At 62.4% G+C, this 16,173-nt stretch carries 16 protein-coding genes; 7 read left to right on the plus strand and 9 right to left on the minus strand.

Features of this window, described 5'->3' with window-relative positions; genetic code table 11:
• The first annotated feature begins 5 nt into the window (after positions 1-5).
• From rnr to rpmG, 6 genes are all read left to right on the plus strand, one after another.
• Positions 6-2,312: a ribonuclease R gene (gene rnr, locus NKI01_RS01010; RefSeq protein ID WP_502899416.1), complete on the plus strand. Its 2,307-nt coding sequence runs from the start codon at positions 6-8 to the stop codon at positions 2,310-2,312.
• Entirely contained in the window at positions 2,312-2,764 is a 453-nt protein-coding gene (locus NKI01_RS01015) for a DUF983 domain-containing protein (RefSeq protein ID WP_352961570.1), read from the plus strand. Before rnr ends, NKI01_RS01015 begins: the two co-directional genes overlap by 1 nt.
• A gap of 73 nt (positions 2,765-2,837) precedes the next feature.
• The gene (locus NKI01_RS01020) at positions 2,838-3,578 is read left to right on the plus strand and encodes an NUDIX hydrolase (RefSeq protein WP_023720105.1); all 741 of its coding nucleotides are present in this window, start codon (positions 2,838-2,840) and stop codon (positions 3,576-3,578) included.
• Positions 3,579-3,594: 16 nt separating this feature from the next.
• Positions 3,595-4,770 (plus strand): MFS transporter, encoded by a 1,176-nt coding sequence (locus NKI01_RS01025; RefSeq protein ID WP_023720106.1) that lies wholly within the window; start codon positions 3,595-3,597, stop codon positions 4,768-4,770.
• A 109-nt stretch (positions 4,771-4,879) separates the two neighbouring features.
• Entirely contained in the window at positions 4,880-5,335 is a 456-nt protein-coding gene (locus NKI01_RS01030) for a YqfO family protein (protein WP_023720107.1), read from the plus strand.
• 120 nt (positions 5,336-5,455) lie between these two features.
• On the plus strand, positions 5,456-5,623 hold the full coding sequence (gene rpmG, locus NKI01_RS01035) for a 50S ribosomal protein L33 (RefSeq protein WP_006201775.1): 168 nt from the start codon (positions 5,456-5,458) through the stop codon (positions 5,621-5,623).
• 68 nt (positions 5,624-5,691) lie between these two features.
• On the opposite strand, the gene NKI01_RS01040 is transcribed toward rpmG, so the two are convergent.
• The 8 genes from NKI01_RS01040 to NKI01_RS01075 form a co-directional block, all read right to left on the minus strand.
• Positions 5,692-6,759, minus strand: a complete 1,068-nt coding sequence (locus tag NKI01_RS01040) for an ABC transporter ATP-binding protein (protein WP_352587004.1) — start codon at positions 6,757-6,759, stop codon at positions 5,692-5,694.
• Positions 6,760-6,763: 4 nt separating this feature from the next.
• Positions 6,764-7,612 carry a carbohydrate ABC transporter permease gene (locus NKI01_RS01045; RefSeq protein ID WP_352789182.1) on the minus strand — a complete coding sequence of 283 codons (849 nt, stop codon included), beginning with the start codon at positions 7,610-7,612 and terminating at the stop codon, positions 6,764-6,766.
• Entirely contained in the window at positions 7,612-8,535 is a 924-nt protein-coding gene (locus NKI01_RS01050; RefSeq protein ID WP_352961573.1) for a carbohydrate ABC transporter permease, read from the minus strand. Before NKI01_RS01050 ends, NKI01_RS01045 begins: the two co-directional genes overlap by 1 nt.
• Positions 8,536-8,750: 215 nt before the next feature.
• Complete coding sequence (locus NKI01_RS01055) at positions 8,751-10,028, minus strand: ABC transporter substrate-binding protein (protein ID WP_352844182.1); 1,278 nt, start codon at positions 10,026-10,028, stop codon at positions 8,751-8,753.
• A gap of 30 nt (positions 10,029-10,058) precedes the next feature.
• Positions 10,059-11,246, minus strand: a complete 1,188-nt coding sequence (locus tag NKI01_RS01060; protein WP_352844184.1) for a PLP-dependent transferase — start codon at positions 11,244-11,246, stop codon at positions 10,059-10,061.
• Positions 11,243-11,977 (minus strand): FadR/GntR family transcriptional regulator, encoded by a 735-nt coding sequence (locus NKI01_RS01065; protein WP_352908349.1) that lies wholly within the window; start codon positions 11,975-11,977, stop codon positions 11,243-11,245. The genes NKI01_RS01060 and NKI01_RS01065 overlap by 4 nt, the downstream gene beginning before the upstream one ends.
• Positions 11,978-12,440: 463 nt before the next feature.
• Positions 12,441-13,814, minus strand: a complete 1,374-nt coding sequence (locus tag NKI01_RS01070) for a PleD family two-component system response regulator (RefSeq protein WP_023720114.1) — start codon at positions 13,812-13,814, stop codon at positions 12,441-12,443.
• Positions 13,815-13,847: 33 nt separating this feature from the next.
• Positions 13,848-14,264, minus strand: a complete 417-nt coding sequence (locus tag NKI01_RS01075) for a response regulator (protein ID WP_348625950.1) — start codon at positions 14,262-14,264, stop codon at positions 13,848-13,850.
• Positions 14,265-14,437: 173 nt separating this feature from the next.
• Here NKI01_RS01075 and NKI01_RS01080 point away from each other — a divergent pair, with 173 nt between their 5' ends.
• The gene (locus NKI01_RS01080; protein WP_023720115.1) at positions 14,438-14,737 is read left to right on the plus strand and encodes a DUF3572 domain-containing protein; all 300 of its coding nucleotides are present in this window, start codon (positions 14,438-14,440) and stop codon (positions 14,735-14,737) included.
• A gap of 66 nt (positions 14,738-14,803) precedes the next feature.
• On the opposite strand, the gene NKI01_RS01085 is transcribed toward NKI01_RS01080, so the two are convergent.
• Positions 14,804-16,033 (minus strand): hypothetical protein, encoded by a 1,230-nt coding sequence (locus NKI01_RS01085; protein ID WP_352961576.1) that lies wholly within the window; start codon positions 16,031-16,033, stop codon positions 14,804-14,806.
• Positions 16,034-16,173 lie beyond the last annotated feature (140 nt).

Below are 16,173 nucleotides of genomic sequence, written 5' to 3' on the forward strand. Positions count from 1 at the left end.
ACGGGTTGGCGCGCAAAGTCTCCGGAAGAAGCCACGGCGATCTGCGCACCGCCGATACCCGTGCCAAGGTCAGGGACAATTACCGGCCTTCGCGTGACGAGATACTGCGTTACATCGCAGAAAATCCGGACCGCGCCGGAAAACGCGACATCGCCAAGGCGTTCGCGCTGCGCGGCGAAGACCGTATCTGGCTGAAGGACATGTTGCGCGATTTGCAGGACGAAGGCCTGCTGACCAAGGAGCGCAAGCGGCTTGCCCGCGTCGGGGCCCTGCCCCACGTCGCGGTGCTCGACATCTTTAGCCGCGACGCCGACGGCGTGCTGCTGGCGCACCCGACCGAAGCGATCGGCAATGGCGAACCTCCGGTCATAGCGATCCGCGTGTCGCGCGGCGGCAATGGCCCGACGCCTGGCATCGGCGACCGGGTTTTGGCCAAGACCTTTCCAACCGACGATCCGGCAGGCCCGGCCTATACGGGCCGGGTGATGAAGATCTTCGAGAAGCGCACCGATGCGGTTCTCGGCGTTTTCCGTGTGCTGAAGGACGGCACGTTCCGCATCGAGCCGGTGGAAAGGCGCCAGCCGGAGCTGGTCGTCGACAAGGAATTCCAGAACGGCGCCAAGAATGGCGACCTGGTCGAGGTCGAGCCGGCGCGGGCCTCCCGTTACGGGCTGCCGAGAGCCAAGGTGCTGGCGGTATTGGGCTCCTTGACCAGCGAAAAGGCGGTCTCGATGATCGCCATCCACGCGCACGACATTCCGCATATTTTGCCCGCCGACGTCATCGCCGAGGCAGAGGCGGTCAAGCCGGCGACGCTTGCCGGCCGCGAGGATTGGCGCGAGCTGCCGCTGCTCACCATCGATCCGGCCGACGCCAAGGATCATGACGACGCGGTGTTCGCCATGCCCGACACCGACGAGACGAACGCCGGCGGCGTGATCGTCACCGTCGCCATTGCCGATGTCGCCGCCTATGTGCGCTATGGCACGGCGCTCGACCGCGAAGCGCTGAAGCGCGGCAATTCGGTCTATTTCCCCGATCGTGTCGTGCCGATGCTGCCGGAGCGCATCTCGAACGACCTCTGTTCGCTGCGCGAGGCCCAGGATCGTCCGGCGATAGCGGTGCGCATGACTTTCTCGGCTGATGGCCACAAACTCAGGCACTCCTTCCATCGCATCATGATGAAGTCGGCGGCGAAACTCGCGTATCAGCAGGCGCAAGCGGCGATCGACGGCGCACCGGACGACACGACTGGCCCGATCCTCGATGCGGTGCTGAGGCCGCTATGGGACGCTTACGCGATCCTGAAGCGCGGCCGCGACACGCGCCAGCCGCTCGAGCTCGATCTGCCGGAGCGCAAGATCCTGCTCAAGCAGGACGGCACCGTCGACAAGGTCGTCGTGCCGGAGCGGCTCGACGCGCACAAGCTGATCGAAGAGTTCATGATCCAGGCCAATGTCGCCGCCGCCGAGACGCTGGAGGCGAAGCGGCAGGCGCTGGTCTACCGCATCCACGATGCGCCCTCGCTCGCCAAGCAGGAATCGCTGCGCGAATTCCTGCAGACGCTCGGCCTGTCGCTGGCGCGCGGTGCGCAGATGCGGCCGAACCAGTTCAACGGCATCCTCGCTCGCGTGCGCGGCGCCGACAATGAGGGACTGGTCAACGAAGTGGTGCTGCGCTCGCAGAGCCAGGCCGAATATTCGCCTGCCAATATCGGCCATTTCGGCCTCAACCTGAAGCGCTACGCGCATTTCACCTCGCCGATCCGCCGGTATGCCGACCTGATCGTGCATCGTGGGCTGATTGCCGCACTCGGCCTTGGTCCGGGCGGCCTGACGCAGGACGAGGCGGAACGGCTGGAAGAGGTCTCAGCACTGATCTCGGCGACCGAGCGCCGCGCGATGGCCGCCGAGAGAGACACGGTCGACCGGCTGATCGCCGCCTATCTCGCCGAGCGCATCGACGACCGTTTCGACGCCCGCATCTCGGGCGTCACCAAATCGGGACTGTTTGTCCAATTGCCGCAGTACGGCGCGGATGGCTTCATTCCGGTTTCAACGCTGGGCGGCGACTACTATATATACGACGAAACTGCCCGATCGCTTTTCGGAGAACGCACCGGCAAGGGCTATCAGCTTGCCGACCGCGTCGAGGTTCGCCTGATCGAGGTGGCGCCGATGGCCGGCGCGATGCGTTTCGAGATGCTGACCGAACCAAAGCCGCTGCCCGGCTCCAAACGGTCGTTCCACAAGGCCAAAGGCCGCGCCCGGGCGTCGCAATCGCGCCCAGGCACGCGCGGCAGGAGACGGTAATGCCAACAGAACTGCAGGTGGAAGAACGGGCCTTCGGCGGCGAACATCACTCGGGCCGGACCGCCCGGCCACTATTGACGGCAATGAAGCGCGGCATGCTCGGCCGCTGCCCGCATTGCGGCGAGGGAAAGCTGTTTCGCGCCTTCGTCAAGACCGTCGACAAATGCGATCACTGCGGCGAGGAACTTCACCACCATCGCGCCGACGACCTGCCGGCCTATCTTGTGGTGGTCATTGTCGGCCATATCGTGCTCGGCGCCTTCATGGGTGTCGAGGCGACCTCGACGCTGTCGACCTGGCAGCACATTGCCATTTGGGTGCCATTGACCATGATTCTCGCCGTCGTCCTGCTGCAACCGGTCAAGGGCGCTGTCATCGGACTGCAATGGGCGTTTTATATGCACGGCTTTGGCGGTGAAAAAGATCTGATCGAGTCGCATCCCGAGGCTTGAAACCGAGGCTGGCGCAAATCCGCATGGCTGGACGCCACTTTCGCATGAGAGAAGATTCCGCTAGGTCGAGCGCATGGACGGCATGACCAAGGCGGAAGTCGACAAGGTTGAGCGAAGCGCAATCGCGCTCGACAGCCAGCCAATACGCCCCCGTGACGCCGCGACGCTGATCCTGCTCGACCGCAAGGACGGTGAGTTGCTGGTGCTGATGGGCCGTCGCCATGCCCGCCACGCCTTCATGCCTGGAAAATTCGTGTTTCCCGGTGGCCGCACCGATCCGGCCGACAGCCGTATCCCCGTAGCCACTGCATTGCACCCTGACGAAGAAGCGAGATTGACCGCGGGCATCGGCCGCACCAGCGCTGCCCGCGCCCGTGCCATTGCTTTGTCGGCGATCCGCGAAACCTATGAGGAGGCCGGGCTGCTGATTGGCCAAAAAGGCGCCTTCGCGACCGCCAAGCGCGACTGGCAGGGCTTTGTCGAACACAGTGTTATTCCATCACTGCAAGCGCTGCGCTTCGTCGCACGCGCCATCACGCCGCCCAACCGGGTGCGCCGCTTCGATACGCGCTTTCTCGCCGCATGGCGCGACGACGTCGCCGTGGAACTGCCGGGTGGCGGTCCGACCAACGAGTTGGAAGACGTCGTTTGGCTGCCGCTGGCCAAGGCCAGTCAAGCCGACGTTCCAGACATCACGCGCACGGTCCTGGAGGAGCTGGAAACGCGGCTCGCCCAGGATCCGCTGCTGAGGCCCGGCGGTCCCGTGCCGTTCTATCGGCTTGTCCGCAATCGCTTCGTCCGCGAAATTCTCTAGAGCAGCCAGGCATTCCATGACAGTCGATACCCAGCCGCAGAGCGAGGAACGCGTACACTGGCTGCCGATGGTCGCGGCGATCTCTTCGATCAGCGTCGTCGGCATCGCCATCGGCCTCGGCATGCCGCTGCTCAGCGTCATCCTGGAAACGCGTGGTCATTCGGCGTCGATGATCGGTCTCAATACCGCGGTCGCCGGCCTCGCCTCGATCGCCGGCGCGCCGCTCGCCACCCCGCTTGCCATGCGGTTCGGGGTCGCCTGGACGATGCTTGCCATGATCGTCGCCGGGGCGCTGGCCTTTGTCGGTTTCCATTTCGCGCCAGCTTTCTGGATGTGGTTTCCGCTGCGCGTCCTGCTGCACGTCGCGCTGACGGTGCTGTTCATCCTCTCAGAATTCTGGATCAGCACCTCGGCGCCGCCACACCGGCGCGGACTGGTCCTCGGCATCTATGCCACCGTGCTGTCTCTCGGCTTTGCCGCCGGGCCATGGCTGTTCGCTCATCTCGGCAGCAGCGGCTTCCTGCCCTTCGGCGTCACCATCGCTTTGGTGACGCTCGCTGCCATACCGGTTCTGGCAGCACGCAACGAGAGCCCGACGATCGTCGCCGACGGCGAAACCAGCAATTTCCTGCGTTATATCTGGCTGGTGCCGACGGCGACCGCGGCCGTGCTGGTGTTCGGTGCGGTCGAGACCGGCGGCTTTGCGCTGTTCCCGGTCTACGGCAACCGCATCGGCTACTCCGAGGCCGACGCAGCTCTTTTGCTCACTATGATCGGGCTCGGCAACGTGCTGTTGCAGATCCCGATCGGCATGATCAGCGACCGCGTCAGCGACCGCCGCTATCTGCTGATGGCCTGTGCCACGGTCGGGCTTGTCGGCACCGTCTTTATGCCGTTCTTCGCGCAGAATTGGCACTTGATGGCAGCGCTTCTGTTCGTCTGGGGCGGCGTGGTCGCCGCCATGTACACGATCGGTCTGGCGCATCTCGGTTCCCAGCTTTCCGGCCACGAACTGGCCTCCGCCAACGCCGCCTTCGTGCTTTGCTACGGTGTCGGCATGGTGCTTGGCCCGCAGGCAATCGGCATCGGCATGGATGCTTTCGGGCCGTCGGGCTTCGGTTGGGCGCTCGGCCTGTTCTTCGCCTGCTATATCGTGCTGGTTGGCACCAGGCTGCTCCGCAAAATCCTCTGAGTGGGCCCGCTGCCGACATTGCTCCCACTGCTGACTAACTACTGACACCACCATGTCAGGAGCGCTCGCGTATATGCTCCCTCAAAGTGCATAAGCAGGGAGACCTCGGATGATCGACAGTGGCTTTGAGACGAAATCGCTGCGGATGGAATTGCTGCTGCTGGTGACCTTTCAGGCACCGGCCGCCGATGTCGACCGCATCATGGAGGCGGTGGTCGCGATCGCGCCGCTCAGAATGGGCAAATATGACAGCAATGCCTTTCAGTCAGCGGACGGCATCGAACGCTACCGGCCGCTTGAAGGTGCCGCCGCCGGCGCCGAGACGGAATTGCGCAGGCGGCCGGGCACTGTCGAGGTGTCGTTCGAACTGCCCGACGACCAGAAGCTCGCCGCTCGCGTCGTCGAAGCGATTTACCAGGTTCACAGTTATCAGGAGCCGGTGATCCGCATTCAGCCGCTGCTTGCCAGCCGCTCCAAGGGTCTCGACGACCGCGCCAACCCGAACCGCTGGTGGAACACGACTGGAGACTGGAAGAAGGCGCTGCCAGTCACGGAAGACGCTTGAACCTGGACAAGGGTTGACTTTCCGGGCGCGTTCTTTATGTGTCGCGGCAAGTTTCCCGCGTCCGGGTGTTTCCCCGTGCTCCAGCGGCCAAAACTCCACGAACATTAACGGACGAACATCATGGCCAAAGCCGCAAACATCAAGATCAAGCTTCTGTCGACCGCCGACACCGGTTTCTTCTACGTGACCAGCAAGAACAGCCGCACCAAGACGGACAAGCTGTCGTTCCGCAAATACGACCCGGTCGCCAAGAAGCACGTCGAGTTCAAGGAAACCAAGATCAAGTAATCCGGTTTTCTCTCGCAGTACCGAAACGCCGCCTTCCGGGCGGCGTTTTTCGTTTCGGGGATGCAGGACTAGCCGATGCGATCACCGCTTGCCGGATCGAACAGATGCAGCGACGCCGGGTCGGCCGACAGGCGCACGGCCTCACCCGGTTTCACACTGGCCCGACCCATGGCGAAGACGCACACCTGCTGGCCGGCAAGCTTGGTGTAGAATTGAGTCGACAGGCCGAGCGGCTCCACTACGCCCACCTCGCCTTTCAGCGCGCCATTGTCGGCAAGCCGGATATGCTCCGGCCGTAAGCCGACGGTGATCGCATCGCCATCCCTGAGCGGCAACCCGTCCGGCAGCCGCAGCTTCTGGCCGTCGGCCAGTACGGCATCCGACTTGGCGGTCTTTTCAACCACGGCAGGCAGGAAATTCATGCCGGGCGAGCCGATGAACCCGGCGACGAACATGTTGACCGGCCGGTCATACAGATCGAGCGGCGCACCGACTTGCTGGACGAGGCCGTCATGCATGACGACGATACGGTCGGCCATTGTCATTGCTTCGATCTGGTCATGGGTGACATAGACCGAAGTGGTCTTCAATTGCTGGTGCAGCGCCTTGATCTCGGCACGCATATGGACGCGCAGCTTGGCATCGAGGTTCGAAAGCGGCTCGTCGAAGAGAAAGACTTTCGGGTCGCGGACGATGGCCCGGCCCATGGCGACGCGCTGACGCTGGCCGCCGGACAATTGCCGCGGCAAGCGTTGCAGAAGCGCATCGAGCCCGAGCCGCTTGGCGGCACCGTCCACCCTTGCATCGATCGCCGGCTTGCCGGCCTTCCTCAGCATCAGGCTGAAACCCATGTTCTTCGACACGTCCATATGCGGATAGAGCGCGTAGGACTGGAATACCATGGCAATGTCGCGGTCCTTTGGCGCGATGTCGTTGACCAGGCGCTCGCCAATATGGATTTCGCCGTCGGAGACCTCCTCCAGCCCGGCGATCATGCGCAGCAGGGTCGATTTCCCGCAGCCGGATGGCCCAACCAGGACGACGAACTCGCCGTCGGCGATTTCGAGATCGACCGCGTGCAGGACGCGCACGGCTCCATAGTCTTTGCGGACTTTGTCGAGAGTGACGGAGGCCATCGATCTATCCCTTGACGGCACCAGCGGTAAGGCCGGTGACGAGGTAGCGTTGCAGGAAGGCAAAGAACATGCAGACCGGGATCAGCGCCAGGATGGAAGCGGCCATCATCTGCCCCCAGTCGACCGCGAATTTGCCGATATAGGTGAGCAGGCCGACCGCGAAGGTCTTCTGGTCGTCGCTGGAAATCAGCATCAGCGCAAACAGCAACTCACTCCAGGCGGCGGTAAAGACGAAGCCGAGCGTCGCGCCCATGCCGGGCAGCGTCAGCGGCACGATCACCTTGCGCATCGCCTGCAGACGCGTGCAGCCGTCGATCATCGCCGCCTCTTCCAGGTCCCGCGGGATGCCGTCGAAGAAGGATTGCATCAGGAAGGTCGCAAAGGCCGTATTGAAGGCGGTGTAGATGATGACGAGCCCGGTCAGGCTGTTGATGAGACCGATCTGCCCCATGATGCGGTAGATCGGCGGAATGACCATCACCAGAGGGAAGGTCTGGGTGAGCAGAAGCAGGATGGCCAGGGTCGCCTTGCCACGGAAGGAAAATCGCGACATGGCGTAGCCGGCCAGCGTGGCAATGACCGTTACGAAGGCTGCCGTCGACACCGAAACGATAACGCTGTTCAGGAAATAGCGCGGGAAATCGGTTGCTTCCAGCACGGTGACGAAGTTCTGCAGCGTCGTTTGCGACGGCCAGAAAGTGATGCCTTCGGAATAGAGCAGCCGCTCCGGCGTGACCGAGATCTTCAACGTCCAGAAGATCGGGAACAGCGCAAAGGCCATATAGGTGGCGATGGCGCCGTAAAGGCCGATGCCGCCGAGAACGCGCGAGGAGACGGAGCGTCCGGCAATCATCAGACGTGCCTCACCAGCGAGCGGCGGATGCCGATCAGTGCAATCGCATAGACGATGAGCAGCGCAAGCAGCAGCACCGCCACCGCGGAGGCATAGCCCTTGTCCAGCGACTTGAACGCGCTGACATAGATATAGACCGGCACTGTGGCGGTCGAACCGGCAGGCCCGCCTTCGGTCATGACGAAGATCAGGTCGGCGAAGGTGGCGATCCATATCGTGCGCAGCATGACGGTGATGACGATGGTCAGCGCCAGGAACGGCAGCGTCACCTTGGTGAAGCGCTGCCACGGCGAGGCGCCGTCGATCGCCGCCGCCTCATGCAATTCCGAGGGTATCGACTTCAACGCCGCCAAAAGCGTGATGGCAAAAAAGGGAATGCCGAACCAGACATTGGCGACGATCGGCCCCCACATGGCTGTCGAGGGATCGGAGAGCACGTTGGTCGGCTCGGCTTTCAGCCCCAATGCATAGAGCCAGTGGGGCAGCGGCCCGATGATCGGATTGAACAGCCAGGCCCAGGTCAGGCCTGACAGGAAGGACGGCACCGCCCAGGGCAGGAACACCACCGCCTGCACGATCTTTCTGCCCCGGAACGGCGTGTCGAGCAGCAGCGCCAGGCCAAGGCCGAGGAAGAACTGGAAGAACAGGCTGGCTGCCGTCCACCACAGCGTGTTGACGAGCGCCTGCGCGAGCACGGGATCCGACAGCATCGCCTGATACTGCCCAAGCCCGACATATTCGGATTTGAATGCCGAGAACTTGCGGAACGAGTAGCCGATACCGATGACCAGCGGCACCAGGAGCACGACGACCAGCAGCACGATAGCCGGGCTGAGATAGAGCCAGGGCTCGATCGCGGCATGGGATAGCCGCTTCTTTCGCGGTCTGCCGGCGGAGCGTATTTCGGACACGGCATAGGTCATTGGTGCTGGATTGTCTCCTGAAGCAGCGTCGAGGACAGCGCCCTTCTCCCAGTTTACGGGAAAAGATGCCGGTCCACCCTCCGCAGCTGCAGCGCAGCTGCTGCGGAGGACGGGCAGGCAGATGAGAGCCAGCACGAGCCACGACGGGTTGGCGCCGCCCCTCATCCGTCACTTTGTGACACCTTCTCCCCGTGAACGGGGAGAAGGAAGAAAAGCTATTTCTTGTTCTTGGCCAGCCAGTCCTGCTGTTCCTTGGTCAGGAACTTGGCCCATTCGTCGGCCACGTCCTTGGCCGCCTTCTGGCCAAGCAGCACTTCCTGAAAATTCTTGATCGCCACCTGGTCGACGAAATTGCCGAGGTTTTCCAGATGCGTCGGCGGCGTCACCATCTCGTATTTGTCGCCGTTGTTCAGTTCTTCGAACCAGCCCTTGAACTGCTCGGTCCTGAAGTGAGCGTCCTGGTCGGCGCCGTTGTGGATCGGAATGACGCCGACTTCCTTTGCCCATTCCAGATTGTCCTTGGGCGACAACAGCGTCGCCATCAGCTTCCAGGCATCGTCCTTGTGCTGGGAATTGGCGAACATCGCCCAGCCGGCATAACCGAGCGTCGGATAGGATTTGCCGCTCGGCCCGACCGGCATCGGCGCCACGGCGAAGTCGTCGGCGCTCATCTTGTCGGCGATGCCGAGCAGCGCGTCGGGATCCTGGTTCAGCATGGCGCAGGTGCCACTATAGAAGCCGGTGACGGTCTCGTTAAAACCCCAGCTCACCGCATCTTTCGGCGCCAGGCCATTCTTGTACATGTCGGCGAGCATCTGCAGGCCCTTGACCGAGCCTTCCTCGTTGATGGTCGAGGTGCCGTCCTCGTTGAAATAGCCGCCCTTACCAGCGGCAATGTTCATGAACATGTGCATGCCGTTGAAGGCGCCCGGGCCACCGCGCAGGCAGTAGCCGTATTTGCCCGGTATCGCCGAGATCTTCTTGGAGTCCTCGACGAATTCGTCGAGCGTCGACGGCGGACCGTCCAGGCCGGCCTCCTTGAACAGCTTCTTGTTCCAGAACAGCGCGTTCAGGTAATAGCCGTAAGGGATCATGTACTGCTTGTTGTCGACCGTCGAGCCGAACTGCTTGGCGCGCTCGCCCAGCGTTTTGGCATCGTCCCATTTGGCCATGTATGGCCCGAGGTCCTCGAGCTGGCCGTTGGTCGCGTAGAGGCCCATCCAGCGTTCCGGCATCTCGACGATGTCGGGCGTGTCGCCGGCCTGCACCATGGTGAGGAACTTCTCGAACGCCTGGCCCCAAGGCAGCGATACGAGCTCGACCTTGACGCCCGGATTGGCCGTCTCGAACTCGGCGATCTGCTTCTTGAGGAATTCGGTACGCGGCGGGCTGGTAATGACCTCGACCATCTTGACGGTGGAATCGGCCAGCACGCTGCCGGCGGAAATCGCCAGACCCGCGACGGCACCAAGAAGGATGCTCAGTTTTTTCATGTTCAGCACTCCCATTTTGAACGGCTCCTTTTATCTTTTTGCTCGGTCGAAGGCCTGGGCAACGTCGGCCCACAGGTCTTCGACACTTTCCAATCCGACACTGAAGCGGATGGTTCGCGGGCTGACGCCGAAGCGCGCCATCGAATTCAGGCCCGGCGTCTGCTCGAGCGAGGCCTTTGCCGGAACGACCAGGCTCTCATGGCCGCCCCAGCTGACGCCGATGCGAAAGAGTTTCAGCGCATCGACGAAAGCCGGGATGTCGACGTCTTCCGTCACTTCGAATGAGAACAGCCCGGCATAGCCGGCAAGCGTCGCCTTGCCTGGATGGTTGGAATAGGCCGGGTGGTTGACCCGCTCGACATGGCCATGCGCCTTCAGTCGCTCGGCGATGGTCAGCCCGCTCTTCATGTGATGCGGCAACCGCAACGGTAATGTGCGCAGCCCGCGCAGCAACAGCCACGCCTCGAAAGGCGAAAGCTTGCCGCCGAGATAGGAATAGGTCTGCTCGTTGATGTGTCGGATATGGGCAGCCGAACCGGCCACCACGCCGGCGACTGTGTCGCTGTGGCCGCCAAGATATTTCGAGGCGGAATGCAGCACCAGGTCGACGCCATGTGAAATCGGCTTCTGGAACACTGGCGTCGCCCAGGAATTGTCGATCGAGGTGACGATGCCCTGCTCTTTGGCCAGCCGTGCCAGCTGCGTTATGTCCTGGAGCTCGAACATCATCGACGTCGGGCTTTCCAGGTAGAGCAGCTTGGCGCCGGGAAGTGCTGCGGCGACCGCGTCCGGATCGGAACCGTCGACATAGTCGACCTTGATGTTGAGCCGAGGCAACAGCCGTTCGAACAGCCGGTAGGCATCGCCGTAGCAGTTGCGCACGACGACCATTCGCTCGCCGGCACTGACGAAAGCAAGCACCGTGGCGCTGATCGCTGCCATGCCGCTGGAAAAGCCGCGCGCGGCTTGCGCGCCTTCGAGGGCGGCGACACGCGCCTCGAACTCCATCACCGTCGGGTTGTCACCGCGCGAATAGATCGGCTGGCGTCGCCTGCCGGCGAATGTGTCGGCCATCTCGGCATAATTGGCGAAGGTGAAGAGCGAAGTCTGGTAGATCGGCGGGACCACCGCACCGCCGGGAAAAGGCTCATCATGGGCGAGAAGCGTCGCAGCCTCGGCGAGATAGTCGTTTTCGAAACCGGCGGGATGGTCGTTCATTTCTGGCCTGAGAGTTTGAGTTTGGCCGCACCGCGTTTCAGATCGTCCTCGACGGTGGCGATCAGCTTCAGCGCCTCGGCCCGGGCTCCCTCCGGATCGTGCGCGGCGATGCGTTCGAAGATGGTGCGGTGATAAGGGAAGCTGGCGTGGCCGAAGTCGCGCACGCCGAGCGGATGTTCCCAGAAACGGTGGAACAGCTCGTGCATGGCGGCGATGATCTGCTCGAACAGCGGATTGCCGGAAGCGCGGTAGATCGACTGGTGGAATTCCCAGTCCTCCTCCGCCGACATGCCGGCGCGCGTGTGGAAGGCCTGCTCCATAATGTCGAGCTTGCGCCCGATCTCGACGAGATTTGCCTGGCCGGCGCGAACGGCGCAAAGGGCGGCTGCTTCCGCCTCCAGCGCGCGGCGGATTTCCAGCGTCTGCATCAGGCTGGTGAAATCATTGCCGCCGGCCAGCGTCAGCGGCATGTGCAGCATGTCCAGCGACACCACTCCCTTGAGATAAGTGCCGCTGCCTTGCCGCCGCTCGACCAGGCCGAGCCCTTCCCAGCGCGTCAGCGCCTCGCGCACGGTGTTGCGGCTCACCTTGAGGCGCTCGGCAAGGATGCGTTCGGTCGGCAGTCTCTGGCCGGGCCCGAGGGCTTCCCGCATCACAAAGCCGGCCAGGGCCTTGAGCACCGCGTCGTCGCGAGCAGTTGCCTGTATGGGCGAAAGGCCGAATTCGGTCATGCCAACGGGTCACCAAAAATGGCTCAATGGTCCAACCAATTTCTGCATAGAAGACAGGCTCTGTCAATCGGCTGCAGGCACATGCGTACCGCCCCCAGCGTGCTGATCAAAAGGCGGCCTACCTGTCACGGCAAAAAGCCAGCATTTTCTGGATGCTGACACAGAGTCCTGATGTGTTTTGAAATTGGGGGCCGGCCGGCGTTTGGCAGCGGTACGAGGAGGCCACTATGTGCCAGCGCCGGCCGGCCGACCCCACGGACCCAGGAGATGCGGCGGACCTGAGCATCATGGGGTATTCTTCGGGTCGAACCGGCGATCTAGCCTCGTGCCGGTTACGTCTAAGGGCTGCACATTTGCGCACCAACTTATGAAAATCAACAGTTTCTTAACCAAGCCTCGCAAATCGCTTGGATTAAGGTAAATTCGTAACCTTGTCGCGTTGACTGGCTAATTGGTGTCCGGGCTATGCCGCCTTGGCGACGACGCGATTGCGGCCGCCGCTCTTGGCCTCGTAGAGCGCGAGGTCGGCGCGTTTCATCAGCGCAGCGACCGTATCCACCCCTTTCAGCACCGACGACACGCCGACGCTGACGGTGACTTCGATCGCTTTGCCCTCGCTGCCAACGGCAAACGGCAGTTGGGCGATTTCGGCGCGAATGCGCTCGGCTACCTTTTCGGCTACCGCGCCGTCCGTGTCCGGCATCACCACCACGAACTCCTCGCCACCGAAGCGGCAGGCCAGGTCGATGCCGCGCACATTCTTGCGCAGCCGCCGCGCGAATTCGCGCAGCACGTCGTCGCCGCCGTCATGGCCATGCGTATCGTTGATGGTCTTGAAGCGGTCCAGATCGGTGATCATCACCGACAGCGGCCGGCGCCGTGCCACGGCGCGGTCGAACAGCGTCTGCAGATGGCTGTCGAGATAGCGGCGGTTGTGCAGGCCGGTCAGGGCATCGGTCACCGCCATCTCGATGGTCTGGGTGACGCTGGCGCGAAGCTGGTCGTTGTAGCGCTTGCGGCGCACCTGCGTGCGCAGCCGCGCGGTCAGCTCCTGCTGGTCGATCGGCCGCATCAGATAGTCGTTGATGCCGAGTTCGAGGCCGCGGATGATGCGCCCCTCCTCGCCCTCGTCCGCCAGAAGGATGATTGGCAGGAAACGGGTGCGATCGAGCGAGCGCAATTGCGAGCAGAGCCTCAGCGGGTCGAAATCGGCGAAGGCCGTCGAAATCATCACGCATTCGTAGGGCAACTCGGCAGCCTGAAAGAAACCGGCATGCGGATCGGTGGCGACGTCGAGATCGGCACTGCCGCGCAGCATCTTCTGGATGCGCTCGAAGGAGGATTTGCGCTCGTCGACCAGCAGCACCTTTGGCACCGCATCGTCGGCCGCGAAGTTGCGGCTCAAAAGCTCCTCGATGCCGATATTGCGCGTCGTCGAGGCACGCAGCCGCAGCTCGTCGGTCAGCGACTTCAGCCTGACCAGGCTCTTGACGCGCGTCATCAGCTGCAGATCGTTGACCGGCTTGGTCAAAAAATCGTCGGCGCCGGCCTCGAGGCCTCGCACCCGGTCCGAAACCTGATCGAGCGCGGTGATCATCACGACCGGGATGTGCGATGTCGCCGGGTCACCCTTCAGCCGCCGGCAAACCTCGAACCCGTCCATATCGGGCATCATCACGTCGAGCAGCACGACGTCGACCTTGCCGTTCTCGCAGATCTCGATCGCATCCGGCCCGTTGGTGGCGGTCAGAACCTCGAAATATTCGGCGAGCAGCCGAACCTCCAGCAGCCTGACATTTGCTGGGATGTCGTCGACGACGAGGATCCGCGCGGTCATTTCACAAAGCTCCGGCTCGGCTGGAAAGATACATCAGGCATCGCCCAGGTAGGATTTGATGGTTTCGATGAAACGCGGCACCGAGATCGGCTTGGAAATATATGCCTCGCAGCCGCCCTGGCGAATGCGCTCCTCGTCGCCCTTCATCGCGAAGGCGGTGACGGCGATGACCGGGATGACGTGGAGATCATCGTCCTCCTTCAACCATTTGGTCACCTCGAGGCCGGACACTTCGGGCAGCTGGATGTCCATCAGGATGAGGTCCGGCCTGTGCTGCCGCGCCAGATCCAGCGCTTCCAGGCCGTTGCGTGTACGCACCGTCTCGTAGCCGCTCGCTTCGATCAGGTCGCGAAAGAGCTTCATGTTGAGCTCGTTGTCCTCGACGATCATAACCTTTTTAGGCATCGATTTCCCGTCCCGGCTGGCCTTCCACTCGAAGGGTGCCGTCATGCGCCCCTTGTCGGCACGCACCAAACCTGTTCCCACTATACGGCAATATGATTGACGAAACGGAAACCGGCCGCCGGAAAAGCGGTCGGATTCCAGGTCGGCGAGCTTGCTGCCGGAAACACTTGCCACTACTGCGAAAACAGAACGATTCCGCCCACGAAGGAAAAGTAGCGATGGCAAACGCAGCGTCAATGCGCGAGGAAGCCGAAACCATTGCCGTAAAGGCGTTGGGCTTCGTCGCCGCCGATCCGGAACTTCTGCCCCGCTTCCTGGCGATCACCGGCATCGAGGCCCATTCCATCCGCCGGGCGGCCGGCGAGCCGGGTTTCCTGGCCGGCGTGCTGCAGTTCATCCTCGCCCACGAGCCGACGCTGATGCGTTTTTCGGAGGAAACCGGCACGCCGCCGGCCGCAGTGGGCAAGGCGTTGCGGGCACTGCCGCTCGGCGACGACAATCATGAGCATTCGACATAAGCCACGATGCCGAGACTGCGGGCAGATCGAAGAGCCTTCCGCAGACGATGGGCCACTGCTGGTGCTTTATGGCGTTGCCTCTTCCCCACTGTTGTCCGTCCCAACGGGGTCGGCCGGCTTCAGCATGGCGCCGTTGACCGTCACCGAACCGTCGGCTTTGGTGTTGATCACCCATTCAAGCCGGCCGTCCGGCAGCGTCTTGCCAAACCCTTTGATCGCCAGCGCGCCGGTAAAATACTGCGCGGCCTGCGGGTCCGTCTTCGCCGCCGTCTGCAAGGTCTCCACGATCTTGTCGTAGCCGGTGATGTCGATTGTCACGTCCGCACGCGGCTTCTTGCCGGGGAAGGTCATCTCGCCTTCCATCGCAATCTCGATGTTGCCGTTCTTGATCGTGCTGTGTCCGAGAATGGCCTTTGGCGTCTTGGCCAGGAAATCGGCGGAGATCTGGTTGCCGAAATCTGCCGGCAGCGGTGGATCCTTGCTGAAATCAAGGGTTTCGATGGTTTTCTTCGCCATGCTGTCCAGATCGATGTTGGCGCCGCCGAAGTTGAGGTCGATATCCGTCGGCAGCAACGCAACGCTCCAGCTGGGCAGCACCTGCTGCGGTATTGTCAGGCCGGAAACCTTGAACGCGTAGTTGATCTTGCCTTCCTTGGCGATGCCGTCCATGCCGACAGCGGTATTCAGTTGCGTCGCACCGAACTTGCCGACCGGACTCTCCACCACAAGGTCCTTGAAGCCGTAGGTGCCGTCGATCCGCTCCCACAACGGCAGTGCTGCCGTCAGAAGCGATTTGAACTCCGCCCCATCCGCCTTGAATTTGGCTGCATCATCAGTCGCCACGATGAAAGCAAGCAGGTCGAGCAGCGGCTTTGTCCGCAAACCCTTGCCGGCCGCATCCACAGAAAGTTCAGGCGCTTTTACAGCAGCCGGAAAACTCAACCCACTTTTGGGATCGTTGACTTTGATCGTTTCGGCGAAGTTCGTTATTTTTTCCGTCACCGTGAAATCGACGCCGCCGTTTGCGGATTTGGTCGAAACTATTACGGCAGTGCCAGGACCGACCGTGACATCCGCCTGCTGCTTGGGCTCTCGGGTGGTCATCGTCATGCCAGCCATCGAACCGGTTGCGCTCGCGAAAGCGGCCAGGTCGGGGTCATAAACTCCGGTGAACTTGTTGTCCGACACGGAGAGGTCGATGTGCTGCGCCCCCTCAGGGCCAACGAAATCGATAGACCCCTTCGGGGACACGTCCGCCGAAACGTCCCAGTGTCCATCTTTGCGCGGCTTGACCAAGATGAAGTAAGGCGTGATGTCGAACTTGAAGGCTTGCGGCTTTGCCATCAAATCCGTGACTGGCTTGAAGTCGAATGCGAGCTTGTAGGCATCGCCGTCGACTGAAATTTTCACGAACCCGATATCGAACAGCTTCTTTC

The organism is Mesorhizobium sp. M0815, from assembly GCF_040319995.1.
Taxonomy (GTDB): domain Bacteria; phylum Pseudomonadota; class Alphaproteobacteria; order Rhizobiales; family Rhizobiaceae; genus Mesorhizobium.